General features: G+C 75.0%; 14 protein-coding genes (1 of these 14 only partly in view). 11 read left to right on the plus strand and 3 right to left on the minus strand.

The window, feature by feature from the left end; all coding sequences use genetic code 11:
- Position 1: 1 nt before the first annotated feature.
- Entirely contained in the window at positions 2 to 496 is a 495-nt protein-coding gene (locus V6D49_RS18150; RefSeq protein ID WP_340561086.1) for a cysteine dioxygenase, read from the minus strand.
- A 721-nt stretch (positions 497 to 1217) separates the two neighbouring features.
- On the opposite strand from V6D49_RS18150, the gene V6D49_RS18155 reads away from it, so the two are divergent.
- The 3 genes from V6D49_RS18155 (at position 1218) to V6D49_RS18165 (ending at position 6939) form a co-directional block, all read left to right on the plus strand.
- Positions 1218 to 1481 (plus strand): WhiB family transcriptional regulator, encoded by a 264-nt coding sequence (locus V6D49_RS18155; RefSeq protein ID WP_191211831.1) that lies wholly within the window; start codon positions 1218 to 1220, stop codon positions 1479 to 1481.
- Between the two features lie 272 nt (positions 1482 to 1753).
- Complete coding sequence (locus V6D49_RS18160) at positions 1754 to 5401, plus strand: glycosyltransferase family 2 protein (RefSeq protein WP_340561088.1); 3648 nt, start codon at positions 1754 to 1756, stop codon at positions 5399 to 5401.
- The gene (locus tag V6D49_RS18165; RefSeq protein ID WP_340561090.1) at positions 5398 to 6939 is read left to right on the plus strand and encodes a DUF5719 family protein; all 1542 of its coding nucleotides are present in this window, start codon (positions 5398 to 5400) and stop codon (positions 6937 to 6939) included. The genes V6D49_RS18160 and V6D49_RS18165 overlap by 4 nt, the downstream gene beginning before the upstream one ends.
- A gap of 58 nt (positions 6940 to 6997) precedes the next feature.
- On the opposite strand, the gene V6D49_RS18170 is transcribed toward V6D49_RS18165, so the two are convergent.
- Positions 6998 to 7456: a metallopeptidase family protein gene (locus tag V6D49_RS18170; RefSeq protein ID WP_340561092.1), complete on the minus strand. Its 459-nt coding sequence runs from the start codon at positions 7454 to 7456 to the stop codon at positions 6998 to 7000.
- Between the two features lie 336 nt (positions 7457 to 7792).
- On the opposite strand from V6D49_RS18170, the gene V6D49_RS18175 reads away from it, so the two are divergent.
- The 7 genes from V6D49_RS18175 to V6D49_RS18205 all read left to right on the plus strand — a co-directional run bounded on the left by V6D49_RS18175 (position 7793) and on the right by V6D49_RS18205 (position 14849).
- Positions 7793 to 8185, plus strand: coding sequence for a DUF3499 domain-containing protein (locus V6D49_RS18175; protein WP_340564114.1), 393 nt, complete (start codon positions 7793 to 7795; stop codon positions 8183 to 8185).
- Between the two features lie 92 nt (positions 8186 to 8277).
- Positions 8278 to 9636, plus strand: coding sequence for a phosphomannomutase/phosphoglucomutase (locus V6D49_RS18180; protein WP_340561094.1), 1359 nt, complete (start codon positions 8278 to 8280; stop codon positions 9634 to 9636).
- Positions 9637 to 9718: 82 nt separating this feature from the next.
- Entirely contained in the window at positions 9719 to 9928 is a 210-nt protein-coding gene (locus tag V6D49_RS18185; protein WP_340561096.1) for a Trm112 family protein, read from the plus strand.
- A 19-nt stretch (positions 9929 to 9947) separates the two neighbouring features.
- Positions 9948 to 11093 (plus strand): SIS domain-containing protein, encoded by a 1146-nt coding sequence (locus V6D49_RS18190; protein WP_340561098.1) that lies wholly within the window; start codon positions 9948 to 9950, stop codon positions 11091 to 11093.
- 66 nt (positions 11094 to 11159) lie between these two features.
- A complete protein-coding gene (manA, locus tag V6D49_RS18195) occupies positions 11160 to 12401 on the plus strand; it encodes a mannose-6-phosphate isomerase, class I (protein ID WP_340561100.1) in 1242 nt (413 codons plus the stop codon).
- 291 nt (positions 12402 to 12692) lie between these two features.
- Entirely contained in the window at positions 12693 to 14150 is a 1458-nt protein-coding gene (ahcY, locus tag V6D49_RS18200; protein ID WP_340561102.1) for an adenosylhomocysteinase, read from the plus strand.
- Between the two features lie 84 nt (positions 14151 to 14234).
- On the plus strand, positions 14235 to 14849 hold the full coding sequence (locus tag V6D49_RS18205) for a hypothetical protein (protein WP_340561104.1): 615 nt from the start codon (positions 14235 to 14237) through the stop codon (positions 14847 to 14849).
- Between the two features lie 63 nt (positions 14850 to 14912).
- Here V6D49_RS18205 and V6D49_RS18210 read toward each other — a convergent pair whose 3' ends face one another.
- Entirely contained in the window at positions 14913 to 15800 is an 888-nt protein-coding gene (locus V6D49_RS18210; protein WP_340561106.1) for an RDD family protein, read from the minus strand.
- A gap of 83 nt (positions 15801 to 15883) precedes the next feature.
- Here V6D49_RS18210 and V6D49_RS18215 point away from each other — a divergent pair, with 83 nt between their 5' ends.
- Positions 15884 to 16655, plus strand: partial view of a stage II sporulation protein M gene (locus tag V6D49_RS18215; RefSeq protein ID WP_340561108.1) — the 5' portion only. Its footprint extends 236 nt past the window's final position; only the first 772 of its 1008 coding nucleotides appear in the window; its start codon is at positions 15884 to 15886; its stop codon lies beyond the right edge, outside the window.

Here is a 16655-nt window from a genome sequence, read left to right on the forward strand (position 1 = left end):
GTCAGCCGACGGGCAGGTCCCGGGCGGTGGGCGAGCAGCGCGGCGCGTGCATCGGCATCGCGGTCAGCCCGGGGAAGTACACGTGCAGGCTGACGGCCGGCTCCAGCGCGTCGTTGACGACCTCGTGCACGCGGCCGGGGGCGAGGACGCGCTGCGTCCCGGCGGCCAGCGTCCGCGTCAGCGTCCCGGTGTGCTCGGTGAGTTCGCCGTCCAGCACGGTCAGCACGCCGCTGGAGGGCCCGTGGTCGTGGCGGCCGCTGCCCTGCCCGGGCACCCAGCTGAGCAGCCACACCTCGTAGCCGGGGCCGGTGCGCAGCCGGTGGTACCAGCGGGTGGTGGCGTCGTAGCGGACGAGGGGCGCCCAGCCCGCGCGGTCGGCGGCGATCCGGCGCGCGAGTCCGGCGAAGGCCGCGACGGTGTGCGGGTGCTCGGGGGCGGGCGGCAGGAGGTGCGGTACGGCGAGGAGGTCGCCGGCGATTTCGACGTCGCTGTTCACGTTCTGGCGTTCCTGTGGGTGCGGTGCTGCGGGGCGGGGAGGGGGCGCGGACACGCGGGGGCGTCGGCGAGCGGAGGACTCGACGCCAGGCGGGAGCCCGGCGGGCCGGGACGGCGCGGCGGAGGGCTCAGCGGAGCGGAGGGCTCAGCGACAACAGGAACAGCGACAGCAGCGGACGACCCGGGCAGCGCGAAGAGCCCCGAGGGAACGGGACGGACGGTGCGCGGCGGACGTCGGCAGCTGAGCCATGGAACCAAGAACAGCGTGCGGCACGTCGAGCTGTCAACCGAAAGCGGGGGTTTGGTGGCAGCTGTCACTCCTTTCAGTGACGGAGAGTGCGGAAAGGTTTGTGCCCTTCGTTGGGGGATACATGGCGATCACTCGTGCGCTGGTCGGGAACCGTCGGGCGCACGTCCGTCGTTGTCGATCCGTGATCGCATTGTGATCTTGGTCGCTTCGACGGTGGCGCCGCAACGCGACCCGCCCCCTCCGTGGTCTTCCCCGACGGCGGAGGCGGGTCGCCGGTGGCGGGGTTCGTTGTCATCGTTTGTAGCGATTTCAACACTTACTGCGGAGGCTTGGTTCCGCAGAGTGAATAACGGGCTCAATAGCAGAACCCGGCTTGACGGCCCCTGAGCGGCGCACCTGTAATTTCACTCGTGTCGTTCGCGGGCGATAACAACGACATCACGGGGATGTAAAGACGACAAGGGGCGCGCACATGACCGAGCCGTTCCAGCAGCTGCTGGTGCAAGAGGCGGACGAGGAGCTCGGCTGGCAGGAGCGCGCCTTGTGCGCGCAGACGGACCCGGAATCCTTCTTCCCGGAGAAAGGCGGTTCCACGCGCGAGGCGAAAAAGGTGTGCCTTGCGTGTGAAGTCCGTTCCGAATGCCTGGAGTACGCCCTCGCCAACGACGAACGCTTCGGGATCTGGGGCGGTCTGTCCGAGCGCGAGCGCCGTCGCCTGAAGAAGGCCGCCGTCTGACGTCGGCCTCTGGCGTCGGCCTCTGACGGCGGCGGTCGACGTCGGCGGTCGACGTCGGCCGGGCCACGTCCGCTCGCGTGCCGCCGGGCCGGGACGTCCGGTCCGTTCCGGCGGCCGGGCGGGCAGCGGGCCCGGTCGCGCAACACGTATACGGGCAAGGGCGGACAGCCCGCCCCCGGACGCTCCGCCACGGGCGGGCGCAGCGCTAGTGTGGGCCACCGTCCACGACGCAGTCGCGTCGACCGCACCCACCGACCGGGGCCCACAGCTCGATGTCCGTGCACAGCCAGTCGGCGGCCCAGTACGAGCAGGCCGCGCCCGAGTTCCCCCAGCACGTCGTCACGGCCGTGCTCGTCTCGCACGACGGTGAGCGTTGGCTCCCCGACGCGCTGGCCGGGCTCGCCGCCCAGACCCGCCCCCCGCAGGACGTGATCGCCGCCGACACCGGCAGCGCCGACGCCTCCGCCCAACTGCTCGCGGACGCCTTCGGTCCCGACCGCGTCCTGCACCTCGCCCGGCGCACCGGTTTCGGCACCGCCGTCGCCGAGGCCGTCCGCACCGCGCCGGTGCTCGGCCCCGACGACCTGTCCTATCTCCGGCGCCCCAGCGCCTGGGACCCGGTCACGCGCAGCTGGCGCATGGACGCCTACGACATGCCGGAACTCCCCCACGGGGAGCCCGTGCACTGGCTGTGGCTCCTGCACGACGACGCCGCACCCGAACCCGAGGCGCTCCAGGAGCTGTTGCGCATCGCGGACTCCAGCCCCTCGGCGGGCGTCGTCGGCCCCAAGCTGCGCAGCTGGTACAACCGCCGCCAACTCCTGGAGGCCGGCGTCTCGATCGCCCACAGCGGACGCCGCTGGACCGGGCTGGACCGCCGCGAACAGGACCAGGGCCAGCACGACCAGGTACGCCAGGTGCTCGCCGTCTCCACGGCGGGCATGCTCATCCGGCGGGACGTGTTCGAACAGCTCGGCGGCTTCGACCGGCGGCTGCCCCTCATGCGCGACGACGTCGACCTGTGCTGGCGGGCCAACGCGGCGGGCCACGCCGTCCTCGTCGCGCCCCAGGCCGTCCTGCGGCACGCGGAGGCCGCCTCCCGCGAACGCCGCCCCATCGACTGCGCCGGGCGCTCCGTCGCCGGCCCGCACCGCGTCGACAAGGCCGGGGCCGTCCACACCCTCCTCGCCAACTCCCCGGGCCGCACGCTGCCCTGGGTCCTCCTGCGGCTCGTCCTCGGCACGCTCGTGCGGACCCTGGCGTACGTCGTCGGCAAGGTCCCGGGCCAGGCGCTGGACGAGATCACCGGACTCTCCCGGACGGTGCTGCGCCCGGGGCTGATCCTCGCCGCGCGGCGCCGGCGCGCGAAGGCACCCGTCCCGGCGAAGGAGCTCAGACCCCTCTTCCCGCCGCCGGGCGCGACCGTCCGCGCCACCCTCGAACAGGCCGCCGCCGGTCTCTCCCGCCGCACGGACGCCGAGACGTCCGCCCCGGGGCGGCACGGCGCCGTCGAGTCCGGGCCGGGCGGGGAGGACGCCGACTTCCTGGAGGTCGAGCAGTTCGCCCGGCTCAAGCGCGTGGCCCGCCGGCCGGGCCCGGTGCTCTTCGCGGCGCTCCTCCTCGTCTCGCTCGTCGCCTGCCGCGCCCTCCTCAGCGGGGGCGCCCTCGCCGGCGGCGCGCTGCTTCCCGCCCCCGCCGACGCCTCGGACCTGTGGTCCCGCTACGCCGACGCCTGGCACGCCGTGGGCGTCGGGGGCACCGCCTCGGCGCCCCCCTACCTCGCCCTCCTCGCCGGCCTGGCCACCCTGCTCCTCGGCAGCACCGGGCTGACGATGACGCTGCTGCTCGTGTGCTCGGTGCCGCTGGCCGGGTTCTCGGCCTACTTCGCCTCCCGGCCGCTGGTCACCTCGCGGCTGCTGCGCGCCTGGGGCGCCGTCGCCTACGCCTTCCTGCCCGCCGCCACCGGCGCGCTCGCCACCGGCCGGATCGGCACGGCCGTGCTGGCCGTCCTGCTGCCGCTGCTGGCCCGGACCGCCGTCGCGGCCGCCGGCGTCGGACGCCGCACCGGCCGACCCGGCTGGCGTCCGCTGTGGGCGTGCGCCCTGCTGCTGACGGTCACCACCGCCTTCACGCCCGTCGTCTGGCCGGTCGCCGCCGTCCTGACCCTCGCCGTCCTCGCGCTGCGGCTGCGCGCCGGGGAGGGCGTCCGCACCCACGGCGTCCGCGCGCTGCTGCTCCTCGGCACGCCGCTGCTGCTGCTCGCCCCCTGGTCGCTGACGCTGCTGACCAGCCCCTCGGCCTTCCTCGCCGAGGCCGGGCTGCCCCACGACTCCGGGGCGGCCTCCCCGCTCGGCCTGCTCACCCTCGACCCGGGCGGCCCGGGGACCCACGGCGGGCTGCTCCTCGGCGGCATCGTCCTCGCGGCCCTCGCCGCCCTCCTGCGGCAGGACCGGCAGGCCGCCGTCCGCGGCGCCTGGGGCGTCGCGCTGACCGGAATGCTCTTCGCCGCCCTGTCGGCCGGCTCCGGGTGGGCCGGACCCGCCACCCTCGTCCAGGGCCTGGCCCTGCTCGCCGCCGCCCTGCTCGGCGCGGACGGCGCGCGCACCCGCGTCGCCACCCAGTCCTTCGGGTGGCGGCAGCCGGTCGCCGTGCTCGTCGCGGCACTGGCCGCGCTGGCCCCCGTCGTCTCGGCCGTCGGCTGGATGGTGGGCGGCGCCGACGGGCCGCTGGAGCGGCGGCACCCCGTCCAGGTGCCGGCCTTCGTCGCTGAGGAGGCGGACACCGCCGACCGTCCGCGCACCCTCGTCCTGGACGGCGGCGAGGGCGACGAGGTGCGCTACACCCTCGTGCGCGGTTCCGGCGTCCGCCTGGGCGACGGCGACGTCACCCCCGGCGCCGAGCACCACGACCGGCTCGCGGACATCGTCGCCCACCTCGTCGCCGGGTCCGGCGCCGACCAGCGCGAACAACTCGGCGGCTACGGCGTGCGGTACGTGTTCGTCCGCGGCGGCGCGCCCGAGGCCATGGTCCGCGTCCTCAACGGCACCCCCGGCCTGGAGCGGCTCAGCAAGCAGCAGGGCGGCGAGCTGTGGCGGGTCGACGACGGCACCGGCGCGGACATCGCCCGCGTCACCGTCGTGACCGAGGGGGAGGAGCCGGTCGCCGTCGCGGCCGGCCCCGTCGAGGTGGACAGCCAGGTACCGGCGGGCCCCGAGGGTCGGGTGCTGCGTCTCGCGGACACCGCGTCCGACGGCTGGCGGGCGACGCAGAACGGCCGCGCGCTGGAGCCCGTCACCGTCGACGGCTGGGCGCAGGGCTTCGAGCTGCTCCCCGACGCCGGTCGCGTCGTCGTCACCCACGAGACGCCGCTGAGCCGCACGCTGTGGGTGTGGGCCCAGGTGCTCGGGCTGCTGACCGTCGTGGTGCTGGCGCTGCCCGGCCGCAAGCAGCACCACGACGACGACCGGGCCGAGGGCGACGACCCCGCCGGCACCGGGACCCCGGCCGACGCGGCGGGTGCCGCCGTCCCGGCCCAGCCCGTCGACGGGGAGGGCCGCCGCGCCCGTCGGCTGCGCGCCGCGGCCCAGGCCGGCGCTGCCGCCCCGCAGGCCCCGGCCGCCGCACCCGCACCCCCGGTCCACGAGCCCGCCGAGGCCCCCGCGTGGGACGACGGTCACCAGTGGCAGCCGCAGGACCGGCCGTACGTGCCCGAACAACAGCCGTACCCGGACGCGGGCCGGCCGTACGAGGGATGGGAGCCGGAGCCCTCCTACGGCGCCCCGTACGGCACCCCCTATGACGGCACCTCCTACGACGGCACCTCCGGCTACGGCGGCGGCCACTCCGGCCACCAGGGCGGTCCCGACGGCCACCCCGGCGGCCACGACGGCACGACGTACGACCACCGGAGCCAGCAGTGAGCCTCAACCGCCCCGCCCTCGCCCTCGCCGCCGCCGTCACGGCGCTGGCCGCCGTCAGCGGAGTGGCCGCCGTGACCACGTCCGCCGACGGCGCCGGAACCCCGTCGGCGTCGTCCGCCGAACGGCTCCCCGTCCAGCGGTCGACGCTCGTGTGCCCGCAGCCGTCCACGTCGGAGCTGGGGGAGACGCACCTCACCGCTTTCACGCCCGGCGGCGGCTCCGGCGGGTCCGACGGCGGCGAGGCCGACGCGGGCCTGCTGCCCGCCGTCTCGACGCTCGACAACGGCGGCACCGACCGGCGTGGCGAGGACGCGGAACCGCTGGTGCCGCTCACCGAGCCCGGCACGCCCGCCGTCCACTCCGCCGACAGCACCGAGGTGCCCGCCCTCAGCGGCACCGCCACCGGGGCCCTCGCGCCGGGGTGGACCGTGCAGCAGACGACCGTCATCCCCGGTGGGGGCGGGCGCGGCATGCTGGGGGTGGCGTGCTCGGCACCCGACACCCGGTTCTGGTTCGCCGCCGTCAGCACCGCCGAGGAGCGGCTCGACTACGTCCACCTGACCAACCCCGACGAGGCGCCCGCCACCGTCGACCTGCAGCTCTTCGGGCCCGAGGGCCTGGTCGAGACGGAGAGCGGCACGGGCATCACCATCCCCGCGCACTCCACCGTCCCGGTGCTGCTCTCCACGCTCACCCCCGAGCCACTGGAGGACGTCACGCTGCACGTCGCGGCCCGCGCGGGCCGGATCGGCGCACAGGTCCAGGCGCTGGACGAGGAGCGCGGAGCCGACTGGATCACCCCGGTGGCCGGGACGACCGGCCCCGTCGTCATCCCCGGCATCCCCGGGGACGCGACCGAGGTGCGGCTCACGGCCTTCACCCCCGGCGACTCGGACGTGCGGCTCTCCGTCGCCCTCGCCGGGGCCACCAGCTCCTTCACCCCGGCCGGCCAGGAGACCTTGCAGGTCAAGAGCGGGATGACGACGTCCGTGGCGCTGCAGGACCTCACCCGTGGCGAACCGGCCTCGCTGGTCCTCACTCCGGAGGAGGGGACCGCCGACGCCACGGTCGTCGCGGCCGTCCGCGTCACCCGTGGCGGCGACGGCGAGGACGGCGAGGACGGCGACGGGCAGGAGATCGCCTTCCTCCCCTCCACGGCCCCGGTGGAGGAACGCACGACGGCCGCCGGGAGCAGCCGGAAGGGCAGCACGCTCTTCCTGACGGCCCCCGGCGAGGCGGCGAAGGTCAAGGTCACGGCGTCGCCCGGGGCCGAGGGCGGTACGCCGGCCGACCGCACCGTCGAGCTCAAGCCGGGCACCACGACGGCCGTCGACGACCTGGTGCCGGAGGGCGGCGACGGGCGCTTCGCGCTCACCGTCGAGCGCCTCTCCGGCGGCCCGGTGCACGTGGCGCGGATGCTGGAGCAGACGGAGGACGGCGTGCCGATGTTCACGCTCCAGGCGCTCTCCGACGACCGGGGGACGGTCGCCGTACCGCCCGCCCGCGAGGACCTGTCGATCCTGACGGAGAACGACTAGGGCCTGTCTGACAAATGGCGCCGGTCAGGCCCTAGCCCGCGTCCGTCCCCGGAGGGGCTCAGTCCTGCCCGTACCGGGGGTCGACGGTCTCCGGGGCCAGGCCGAGCAGCTCGGCGACCTGCTCGACGACGACCTCGTGCACCAGCAGGGCCCGTTCCTCCCTGCTCTTGCTGCGCAGCTCCACCGGCCGCCGGTAGACGACCACCCGGGCGGGACGGCCGCCCCGGGCGGCAACGAGCCGGCCGAGCGGAACGGGGGAGCCGAGACCGTCCCAGACGTCGGGGAGGTCCCCGTCGAGGAGCGGCACCTCCTGCACCTCGAACGCGACGGAGGAGAGCTGCGGCCACTGGCGCTCCAGCCGTTCGGCCGAGTCCTGCACGAGGTGGTCGAAGGACGCGGACCGGCTGACCGCGAGCGGCACCTGCGGCGGCGCGAGCGGGCCGCGCATGCCTCTGCCGTGGCGGTCTCGGTGGCGCGCCCGGTCCGGGGGCCGGGACGGCGGTACGGCGTTGCTCATCGTCTCCGAGCGTATCGGCCCCGGACGCCGTTGCCCCCGGGGTCGCGTCCATCTGCCGTAGTGCGGGGCCGCTGTCGGCGGATGACCGACCGGGTGCGGCCCGGGTCGGTTCTGCGGCACCCGGCCGACCGTTCCGCGTTCGCGGGGGCCCGGTGGTGCCCGGGCCCGACCGGCTTCCCGAGCCCCCGCGGAGACGTTCCCGCGTCGGTGCCGCCTCCTCGCCCGGCTCGGTCCCCGCCCCGCCGTTCCGTACTTTCCCGGCGAAGCGGGACGACACGGCCGGGTGACCCGGGGGCGAGTCGTCGCAGCCCGCTCAGGAGTGCGGTACCGTCCAACATCGTGAGCCCTGTACGTCGCTGTTCGCGCACCGCGTGCGGCCGTCCCGCCGTCGCGACGCTGACGTACGTCTACGCGGACTCCACCGCCGTTCTCGGGCCGCTCGCCACCTACGCGGAGCCGCACTGCTACGACCTGTGCTCCGACCACTCCGAGCGGCTCACCGCACCCCGTGGCTGGGAGGTCGTCCGGCTGGCGGTCCCCGCCGGACCCGCGCGGCCCGCCGGTGACGATCTGGAGGCCCTCGCGGACGCCGTCCGGGAGGCGGCCCGCGCCCCCCGCACCCCGCGCGAGCGGGAGCGGGAGCGCCCGGCCCCCCGGGGCCGGGAGATCGACCCGATGGAGGTCGCGCGCCGGGGCCACCTGCGCGTCCTGCGTTCCCCCGACCCCTGAGCAGGCGGAACGGCGAACCGGAACCACGCCGTGGCCGCTCGTGACCGACGGGTAGATTGACCCTCCGACACGAACTCTCGGAGGGGTGGGCCGTGCCTGACCTGTCGCAGATCATCAAGGCGTACGACGTGCGCGGAGTGGTGCCCGACCAGCTCGACGAGGAGCTGGTCGGGCTGCTCGGCGCCGCCTTCGCCGAGATCACCGACGCCCGCCCCCTCGTCGTCGGCCACGACATGCGCCCCTCCTCCCCGGACCTGGCCGCGTGCTTCGCCCGTGGCGCCGCCGCGCGCGGGGCCGACGTCACGCTCATCGGGCTGTGCTCCACGGACCAGCTGTACTTCGCCAGCGGCCTCCTCGACCGCCCCGGCGCCATGTTCACCGCGAGCCACAACCCCGCCCGGTACAACGGGATCAAGCTGTGCCGCGCCGGCGCGGCCCCCGTCGGCCAGGACACCGGCCTCGGCGACATCCGCGCCCTGGTGGAGCGGTGGCGGCGCGACGGCCTCCCGCCGTCGGCCGCCGCCCCGGGCACCGTCGGTGAACAGGACGTCCTCGCCGACTACGCCGCCCACCTGCGCACCCTGGTCGACCTCACCGGCATCCGTCCGCTCAGGGTCGTCGTCGACGCCGGGAACGGCATGGGCGGCCACACCGTGCCCAGCGTGCTGGCCGGCCTCCCCGTCGAGCTGGACCCCCTCTACTTCGAGCTGGACGGCACCTTCCCCAACCACGAGGCCAACCCGCTCGACCCCGCCAACCTCGTGGACCTCCAGCACCGCGTCCGGGAGACCGGCGCCGACCTCGGGCTGGCCTTCGACGGCGACGCCGACCGGTGCTTCGTCGTCGACGAACGCGGCGAGCCCGTCTCCCCGTCCGCCATCACGGCCCTCGTCGCCTCCCGCGAGCTGGCCAAGCACGGCGGCGGCACGATCATCCACAACTGCATCACCTCCCGCTCCGTCCCCGAGGTCGTCAGGGAGGCCGGTGGCACCCCCGTCCGCACCCGCGTCGGGCACTCGTTCATCAAGGAGGAGATGGCCAGGCACGGGGCCATCTTCGGCGGCGAGCACTCCGCGCACTACTACTTCCGCGACTTCTGGAACGCCGACACCGGCATGCTCGCCGCCCTGCACGTCCTGGCCGCGCTGGGCGAGCAGGACGGCCCGCTGTCCCGGCTCGTGGCCGCCTACGACCGGTACGCGGCCTCCGGTGAGATCAACAGCCTGGTCGACGACCAGCCCGGCCGCGCCGCCGCCGTGGAGGCCGCCTACGCCGAGCGGGACGACGTGACCCTCGACCACCTCGACGGCCTCACGGTCACCGCACCCGACTGGTGGTTCAACCTGCGCGCCTCCAACACCGAGCCCCTGCTGCGCCTCAACGTCGAGGCCCGGGACGCCGCCACCTGCGCCGGCGTCCGCGACGAGGTCCTGGCCATCGTCCGCGCCTGACCGCACCGGCCCGCGCCACGGCGCACGCCCTGATCACCGGCGGTAGGCTGAGGCCAGCCGCCCAACCGTCTGGAGGGACGTCATGCCGCTCGAAGCCGGCCTCCTGGAGATCCTCGCCTGCCCGGCCTGCCACGCGCCCCTCCGCGAGGAGTCCGCACCCGCCGGTGAGGAGACGTCGGCCGGGGCCGCCGAAGGCGAACTCGTCTGCACCGACAGCGCCTGCGGCCTCGCCTACCCCGTGCGGGACGGCATCCCCGTCCTCCTCGTCGACGAGGCACGCCGGCCGGCGTGACGGAACGGGGCCGCACGCCATGCTCGACGAGTCGCTGCTGGACGATCCCGAGGCCCTGACCGGCGCTGACCGGCTGGCCCTACTGCGCGGCACGGCGGAAGCCGGAGCCCGCGTCCGCACCGCCGCGCGCAACGCGGCCGACGCGGGCCTCACCGCACTGCGCCCCGACGGACGGCCGCGCGGCCTGCTCGTCGCGGGGCCGGCGCCCGCGGGGGGCTGCGTCGCGGACCTGCTGGCCGCCTTCAGCCACGGAGTGCTGCCCGTGTCCCTGCTGCGCCCCACCGGGCCCGGCGCGACACCGGACGTCCTGCGCTGGACGCTGCCCGGCTGGGCCGGGCCGCTGGACCTGCTGGTCATCGTCACCCCCGACGGCACCGAGGCCGGTCTGGCCGCACTGGCCGAGCAGGCGTACCGACGGGGCTGCACCGTCGTCGCCGTCACCCGACCGGGGGACACCGTCGCCGAGACGGCCGGTCACCTCCACGGGCTCACCGTGCCCGTCGAGCTGCCGCACCCCCACGCCCGCGCGGACGCCGGTCCCGCCGCGTCCGGCACCCCCGTCGTGCCCGGCACCCTGTGGTCGCTGCTCACGCCCCTGCTCGTGCTCACCGACCGACTCGGCCTCGCCCACGCCCCGCCGCACGCGGTGCAGGCCCTGGCCGACCGGCTCGACGCCGTCGCCGAGCGCTGCGGCCCCGCCACAGAGACCTACACGAACCCCGCGAAGACCCTGGCCGCCGAACTCGCCGAGGCACTGCCGGTGCTGTGGAGCGAGGGCCCCGTCGCCGCGGCCGCCGCACGCCACTGCACCACCGTGCTCGCGTCCCTGCCGGGCCGCCCCTCCCTCGCCGCCGAGCTCCCCGAGGCCCTCACCGTCCACCGCGCCCTCCTGGGCGGGGCATTCGCCGCCGCCGACCCGGACGACTTCTTCCGCGACCGGGTGGAGGAGCCCCCGTCCCTCCAGGCCCACATCGTGCTCCTGCGGGACGCGACGGCCGGCCCGGAGTCGGCGGCCCCGGCCGCACGGGAGCTGGCGTTCGCGCACGAGGCCGGGCTCAGCGAACTGGAGCCGACCGCCGGAAGCAGCCCCCTGGAAGCAGCGGCCGACCTCATCGCCACCACCGATTTCGCGGCGGTTTACCTCGCGCTCACCCCCGACGCGTAGGTCTGTCAGTCGCTCCGGCCGCGACGCGGGCCGGGGTCCGTTCGACACCTCGTGGAGGAAGTCCCCATGGACCGGCTCGTCAACACCGTGCGCCCCTACGCGTGGGGCTCCACCACGGCCATCCCGGAGCTCCTCGGCGAGGAACCGACCGGAGAGCCGCAGGCCGAGCTGTGGATGGGGGCCCACCCCGGCGCCCCCTCCCGCGTCGACCGGGGGGACGGACCGCGCTCGCTGGCCGACGTCATCGCGGCCGACCCGTCCGGTGAGCTGGGCGGGCCGAGCGTCGAGGCGTTCGGCCCCCGGCTGCCGTTCCTGTTCAAGGTGCTGGCCGCAGCCGTCCCGCTCTCCCTCCAGGTGCACCCCGACCGGCGTCAGGCCGAAGCCGGGTACGCCGCCGAAGAGGCCGCGGGCATCCCCGTCGACGCCCCCCACCGCAACTACAAGGACGCCCACCACAAGCCCGAGCTCGTCTGCGCCCTCAGCACCTTCGAGGGGTTCTGCGGCTTCCGGCGGGCCGAGGAGTCCGCCGACATCCTCGCCGCGCTCGACGTCGACGGCCTGAAGCCCTACGTCGACCTCCTGCACGCGCGCCCCGAGACCGACGCCCTGCGCGAGGTGTTCACGGCCCTGCTCACCGCCGACCGGGCGGAGATCACCGCGACCGTCTCGGCCGCCGCACCGGCGGCCGAGCGCCTCGGCACGGTGGGCGGCCCGCACGCCGCCGCCTACGCGGCCGCTGCCCGCGCCGCCCACCACCACCCCGGCGACCCGGGCTTCCTCGCCGTCCTGCTGCTGCACCACGTCCGGCTCCAGCCCGGCGAGGCCCTGTACCTCGGCGCGGGCGTCCCGCACGTCTACCTGAGCGGCCTGGGCGTCGAGCTGATGGCCAACTCCGACAACGTGCTGCGCTGCGGGTTCACCCCCAAACACGTCGACGTGCCCGAGCTCCTGCGCATCGTGCGCTTCGAGTCCGGCGACCCGGCCGTGCTCCGACCCGAGGCGGGCGACGACGAGGCCGAGGTGTACAGCACACCGACCGACGAGTTCCAGCTCTCCCGCCACGTCCTCCCGCCCGCGTCCGCCCCCCGCGCGCTGCCCTCCCACGTCGCGCAGATCCTGCTCTGCACGCACGGCACCGTGTCCCTGCACGGCGCGGACGGCTCGGCCGGCGCGGACGGCTCGGACGGCTCGGAACTCACCCTCCGCCGGGGCGAGTCCGCCTACGTACGGGCGGGCGTGGCCGTACGGCTCCGGGGCCAGGGCACGCTGTTCCGCGCCGCCGCGGCCGTGGCACCGCGCCGAGTGTGACGTCCGTCGCCCGGCCCCTCCCCGCACCCCACGCACCGTTGGGGCGAGGCGGGCGCAGCGTGTAGATTCGTCAGGGCACAGACGTCGCTGCTGATGGCGGTCGGGCGCCCCCATGGGCGGTCGAGGGAGAGAGGGCCTCCGACGGACTGCGCTGCGGTCAGGGACCAGAAGGGTCCGTAGGGTGCACGGGACGGGGCGCACGGCGCCGCCGTACCGCACGCCCTCGCGTACCCCACCCGCTGCCGCAGACAGCCCGCACGTACCTCGACCGACAACCGAGGAGCAGCTCAGATGACCACGCCTGACACCGCGCAGGACTTCAAGGTCGCCGACCTCTCGCTGGCCGCGTTCGGCCGCAAGGAGATCGCGCTGGCCGAGCACGAGATGCCCGGCCTGATGGCCATCCGCGACGAGTACGCCGCCGAGCAGCCGCTGGCCGGCGCGCGGATCACCGGCTCCCTGCACATGACCGTGCAGACGGCGGTGCTGATCGAGACCCTGGTCGCCCTCGGGGCGCAGGTCCGCTGGGCGTCCTGCAACATCTTCTCCACGCAGGACCACGCCGCCGCGGCCGTCGCCGTAGGCCCCGAGGGCACGCCGGAGAACCCCAGCGGCGTCCCCGTCTTCGCCTGGAAGGGGGAGACGCTGGAGGAGTACTGGTGGTGCACCGAGCAGGCCCTGACCTGGCCGGGCACCGAGACCGGCGGCCCGAACATGATCCTCGACGACGGGGGTGACGCCACCCTCCTGCTGCACAAGGGCGTCGAGTACGAGAAGGACGGCGAGGTTCCCGCCGTCGAGACCGCCGAGAGCGACGAGCACCGCGTCATCCTGGAACTGCTCCACCGCACGCTCGCCGAGAGCCCCCAGAAGTGGACGCAGCTCGCCTCCGAGATCCGCGGAGTCACCGAGGAGACCACCACCGGCGTGCACCGGCTGTACGAGATGCAGCAGGAAGGCACGCTCCTCTTCCCGGCGATCAACGTGAACGACGCGGTGACGAAGTCCAAGTTCGACAACAAGTACGGCTGCCGCCACTCCCTGATCGACGGCATCAACCGGGCGACGGACGTCCTCATCGGCGGCAAGGTCGCCGTCGTCTGCGGCTACGGCGACGTCGGCAAGGGCTGCGCGGAGTCGCTGCGCGGCCAGGGCGCCCGCGTCGTCATCACCGAGATCGACCCGATCTGCGCCCTGCAGGCGGCGATGGACGGGTACCAGGTGGCGCGTCTCGAGGACTTCGTCGAGACGGCCGACATCTTCATCACCACCACCGGCAACAAGGACATCATCCTCGCCTCCGACATGGCGCGGATGAAGCACCAGGCCATCGTCGGCAACATCGGCCACTTCGACAACGAGATCGACATGGCCGGACTGGCCCGGATCCCCGGTGTCGTCCGTGACGAGGTCAAGCCGCAGGTGCACACCTGGACCTTCGAGGACGGCAAGAAGATCATCGTGCTGTCCGAGGGCCGCCTGCTGAACCTCGGCAACGCCACGGGCCACCCCTCGTTCGTCATGTCGAACTCGTTCGCCAACCAGACGATCGCCCAGATCGAGCTGTTCACGAGGACCGAGGCGTACCCGATCGGCGTCTACGTGCTGCCCAAGCTCCTCGACGAGAAGGTCGCCCGCCTGCACCTGGACGCGCTCGGCGCCCGGCTCACCGAGCTGCGCCCCGAGCAGGCCGCCTACATCGGCGTCCCCGTCCAGGGCCCGTACAAGTCCGACCACTACCGCTACTGATCAGCGATCAACAGCCGGTAGCCCCGGACGTCGGCCCCCGTCGCCCAGCAGGGCGGCGGGGGCCCGCCCTATCGAGGACCCACCATGCCCCGCGGTCGCTACACGCTCCACGATCCCCACGACCACACCCCCCTCGGTGAAGAACACTTCCAGTGCGCCCCCGGGCCGTCCGGGTGGCGCTACGTCTCACGGACCACCACACCCGAAGGCGCGCACGCCGGCTCCCTCGACCTGACCCTCGACGACCTCGGGCGTCCCATCCGCCTCGAACTCCGCGCCGCCGACTGGCACGTCCGCGCCGCCGCGCTCGACGGGGTCACCTGGGTCCGCAGCGATCCGCTGGGCGAGCACGCCCAGGAGGGCAACGCCGCAGCGCACGCGTTCACCGGTGCCTCGCCCGCGTTCCTGGTCGCCCTCGCCCGGCTGCTGCGCCCCGAGCCCGCCGCCCCGGCCGTCCGGGTACGCCTCGTCGCCTTCACCCCTCCCGTCCTCGCGCCCCGCACCCTCGACCAGGCGTGGGCCCTGACCGACAGCCAAACACACGCCACCGACAACGCCCCCCTGATCGTCGACGCGTACCAGGTCAGCGACCTGCAGACCGGCGAACAGCACACCGTGCACCTGGCTGGGGACGTCGTCCTCTCGGCTCCCGGCGTCGAGCTGGAGGACCTGGAGTCCCCGCCGTCCGGCTTCGGCTGACGCGGCGGCCCACGCCACCCGTCCGCCCCGGGCCCGTGGCTGGACTCCTCGCCCCGGGTCGTCTCAGGCGGGCGGGACGAAGCCACCCGAGGGCCGCTCCGACCCCCGCTCCTCCGGCGCCGTCGCCGCCTCCGCACCGGAAGGCTCCGGCGCCCACGCGCCCGCCCCGGCACCCGCCGGGCCCGGCGGCACCGGCCGGGCAGCGGTGTCGCGCACCCGTCCCGCTTCCCGCCGCCGCCGCTCGGCCAGCACCCCCGACAGGTACGCCACGGCGGGCACACCGGCTGGCGGCGGCGCCCCCGTCGCGGCCACGACGTCGTCCGCCAGCCGCTCACCGAGGGACTGACGCACGCCGGGGTCGAGCTGCCCCACGCGGGTCAGGTACTGGCGCACCGCCAGCCACAGAGCGTCCGGCACCTGCGAGAGGTCCAGTCCCGCGAAGTGCCCCGCCAGCCACGGAGGCGGCGGCGGTACCGCGTCCGTCCGGGGCACGGGTACGCGCTCCGCGACGACGAGCGCCCCGGCGAACACGTCACCCAGCCGGCGTCCCTGGGCGGAGACCAGCGAGGCGACGCAGGCCACCGAGCCGAGCGTCAGCTGGATCTCCAGGAACCCCACCAGCCCGCGCACGAGCGCGTGGCGGAACCGGATCGGACCGCCGTCGACGCGCACCACCCGCAGCCCGCAGGCCAGCTTCCCGAGGGAACGGCCGTGGGTCAGCGTCTCCACGGCCACCGGAACGCCCATGAGCACCAGGATCAGCAGCCCGACCCGCACCGCGGCCACGGCCGCGCCGTCCAGGTCGAGCACCATCGTCGTCAGGACGAGGGACAGGAGGATGTAGGCCGTCCACAGGACCAGGAGGTCGAGACAGATCGCCAGCGCACGGCTCGGCAGCCTCGCCGGCCGCAGCCCCAGCACGACGGCGTCACCCGTCACCAGATCACTCACCAGCACATCCCCTCGTCGCACATGGGACCAAGTCTGCCGACCGGTGCCCGACGAGCGCCACGCCGGTCTGCGAAGCTCTCCCCATGGACCTCGACGTCTTCGTCTCCACGCACCGCCCCGAGTGGGACCGGCTGGAGGAACTCCTGCGGCGACGGCGCCCGCGCACGGGTGCCGAGGTCGACGAACTCGTCACCCTCTACCAGCGCACCGCCACCCACCTCTCGCAGATCCAGTCCAGCGCGCCCGACCCCGCACTCACGGCCCGGCTGACCTCCCTCGTCGCCCGGGGCCGCAGCGCCGTCACGAGCCCCCGCCGCTCCTCCTGGAGCGACGCGGGGCACTTCCTCACGGCCGGGTTCCCCGCCGCCTGCTACCGCACCGCGCGCTGGTGGGGGCCGACGGCCGTGCTCTCCGTGCTCCTCGCCGCGGTGATCGGGTGGTGGGTCGGGACGAACCCCGAGGTGCAGGCGCTCATCGGGGCCCCCGACGAGCTGCGGCAGCTGACCCGCCCCGGCGGGGAGTACGAGACCTACTACTCCAGCAACCCCGCCGCCTCCTTCGCGGCGCAGGTGTGGACGAACAACGCCCAGGCGGCGGCCATCTGCCTCATCTTCGGCGTGCTCCTGGGCATCCCGGTCCTGTGGGTGCTGCTGCTGAACATGGCCAACCTGGGCCTGGGCCTCGGCCTCATGTCCGCGGCCGGGCGGCTCGACGTGTTCCTCGGCCTCGTCCTCCCGCACGGCCTGCTCGAACTGACCGCCGTGTTCGTCGCCGCGGGCACGGGGCTGCGCCTGGGGTGGACGGTCATCGATCCCGGCCCCCGCCGCCGTGGCGACGCCCTGGCCCAGGAGGGTC

It is taken from the genome of Streptomyces sp. GSL17-111, from assembly GCF_037911585.1.
Classification (GTDB): Bacteria; Actinomycetota; Actinomycetes; order Streptomycetales; family Streptomycetaceae; genus Streptomyces.

Excerpts from the sequence above, each read along its gene's own strand:
- manA (WP_340561100.1), top strand. The coding sequence starts at position 11,160 with ATGGACCGGCTCGTCAACACCGTGCGCCCCTACGCGTGGGGCTCCACC.
- V6D49_RS18155 (WP_191211831.1), top strand. The coding sequence starts at position 1,218 with ATGACCGAGCCGTTCCAGCAGCTGCTGGTGCAAGAGGCGGACGAGGAG.
- ahcY (WP_340561102.1), top strand. The coding sequence starts at position 12,693 with ATGACCACGCCTGACACCGCGCAGGACTTCAAGGTCGCCGACCTCTCG.
- V6D49_RS18170 (WP_340561092.1), bottom strand. The coding sequence starts at position 7,456 with ATGAGCAACGCCGTACCGCCGTCCCGGCCCCCGGACCGGGCGCGCCAC.
- V6D49_RS18205 (WP_340561104.1), top strand. The coding sequence starts at position 14,235 with ATGCCCCGCGGTCGCTACACGCTCCACGATCCCCACGACCACACCCCC.
- V6D49_RS18160 (WP_340561088.1), top strand. The coding sequence starts at position 1,754 with ATGTCCGTGCACAGCCAGTCGGCGGCCCAGTACGAGCAGGCCGCGCCC.
- V6D49_RS18185 (WP_340561096.1), top strand. The coding sequence starts at position 9,719 with ATGCCGCTCGAAGCCGGCCTCCTGGAGATCCTCGCCTGCCCGGCCTGC.
- V6D49_RS18190 (WP_340561098.1), top strand. The coding sequence starts at position 9,948 with ATGCTCGACGAGTCGCTGCTGGACGATCCCGAGGCCCTGACCGGCGCT.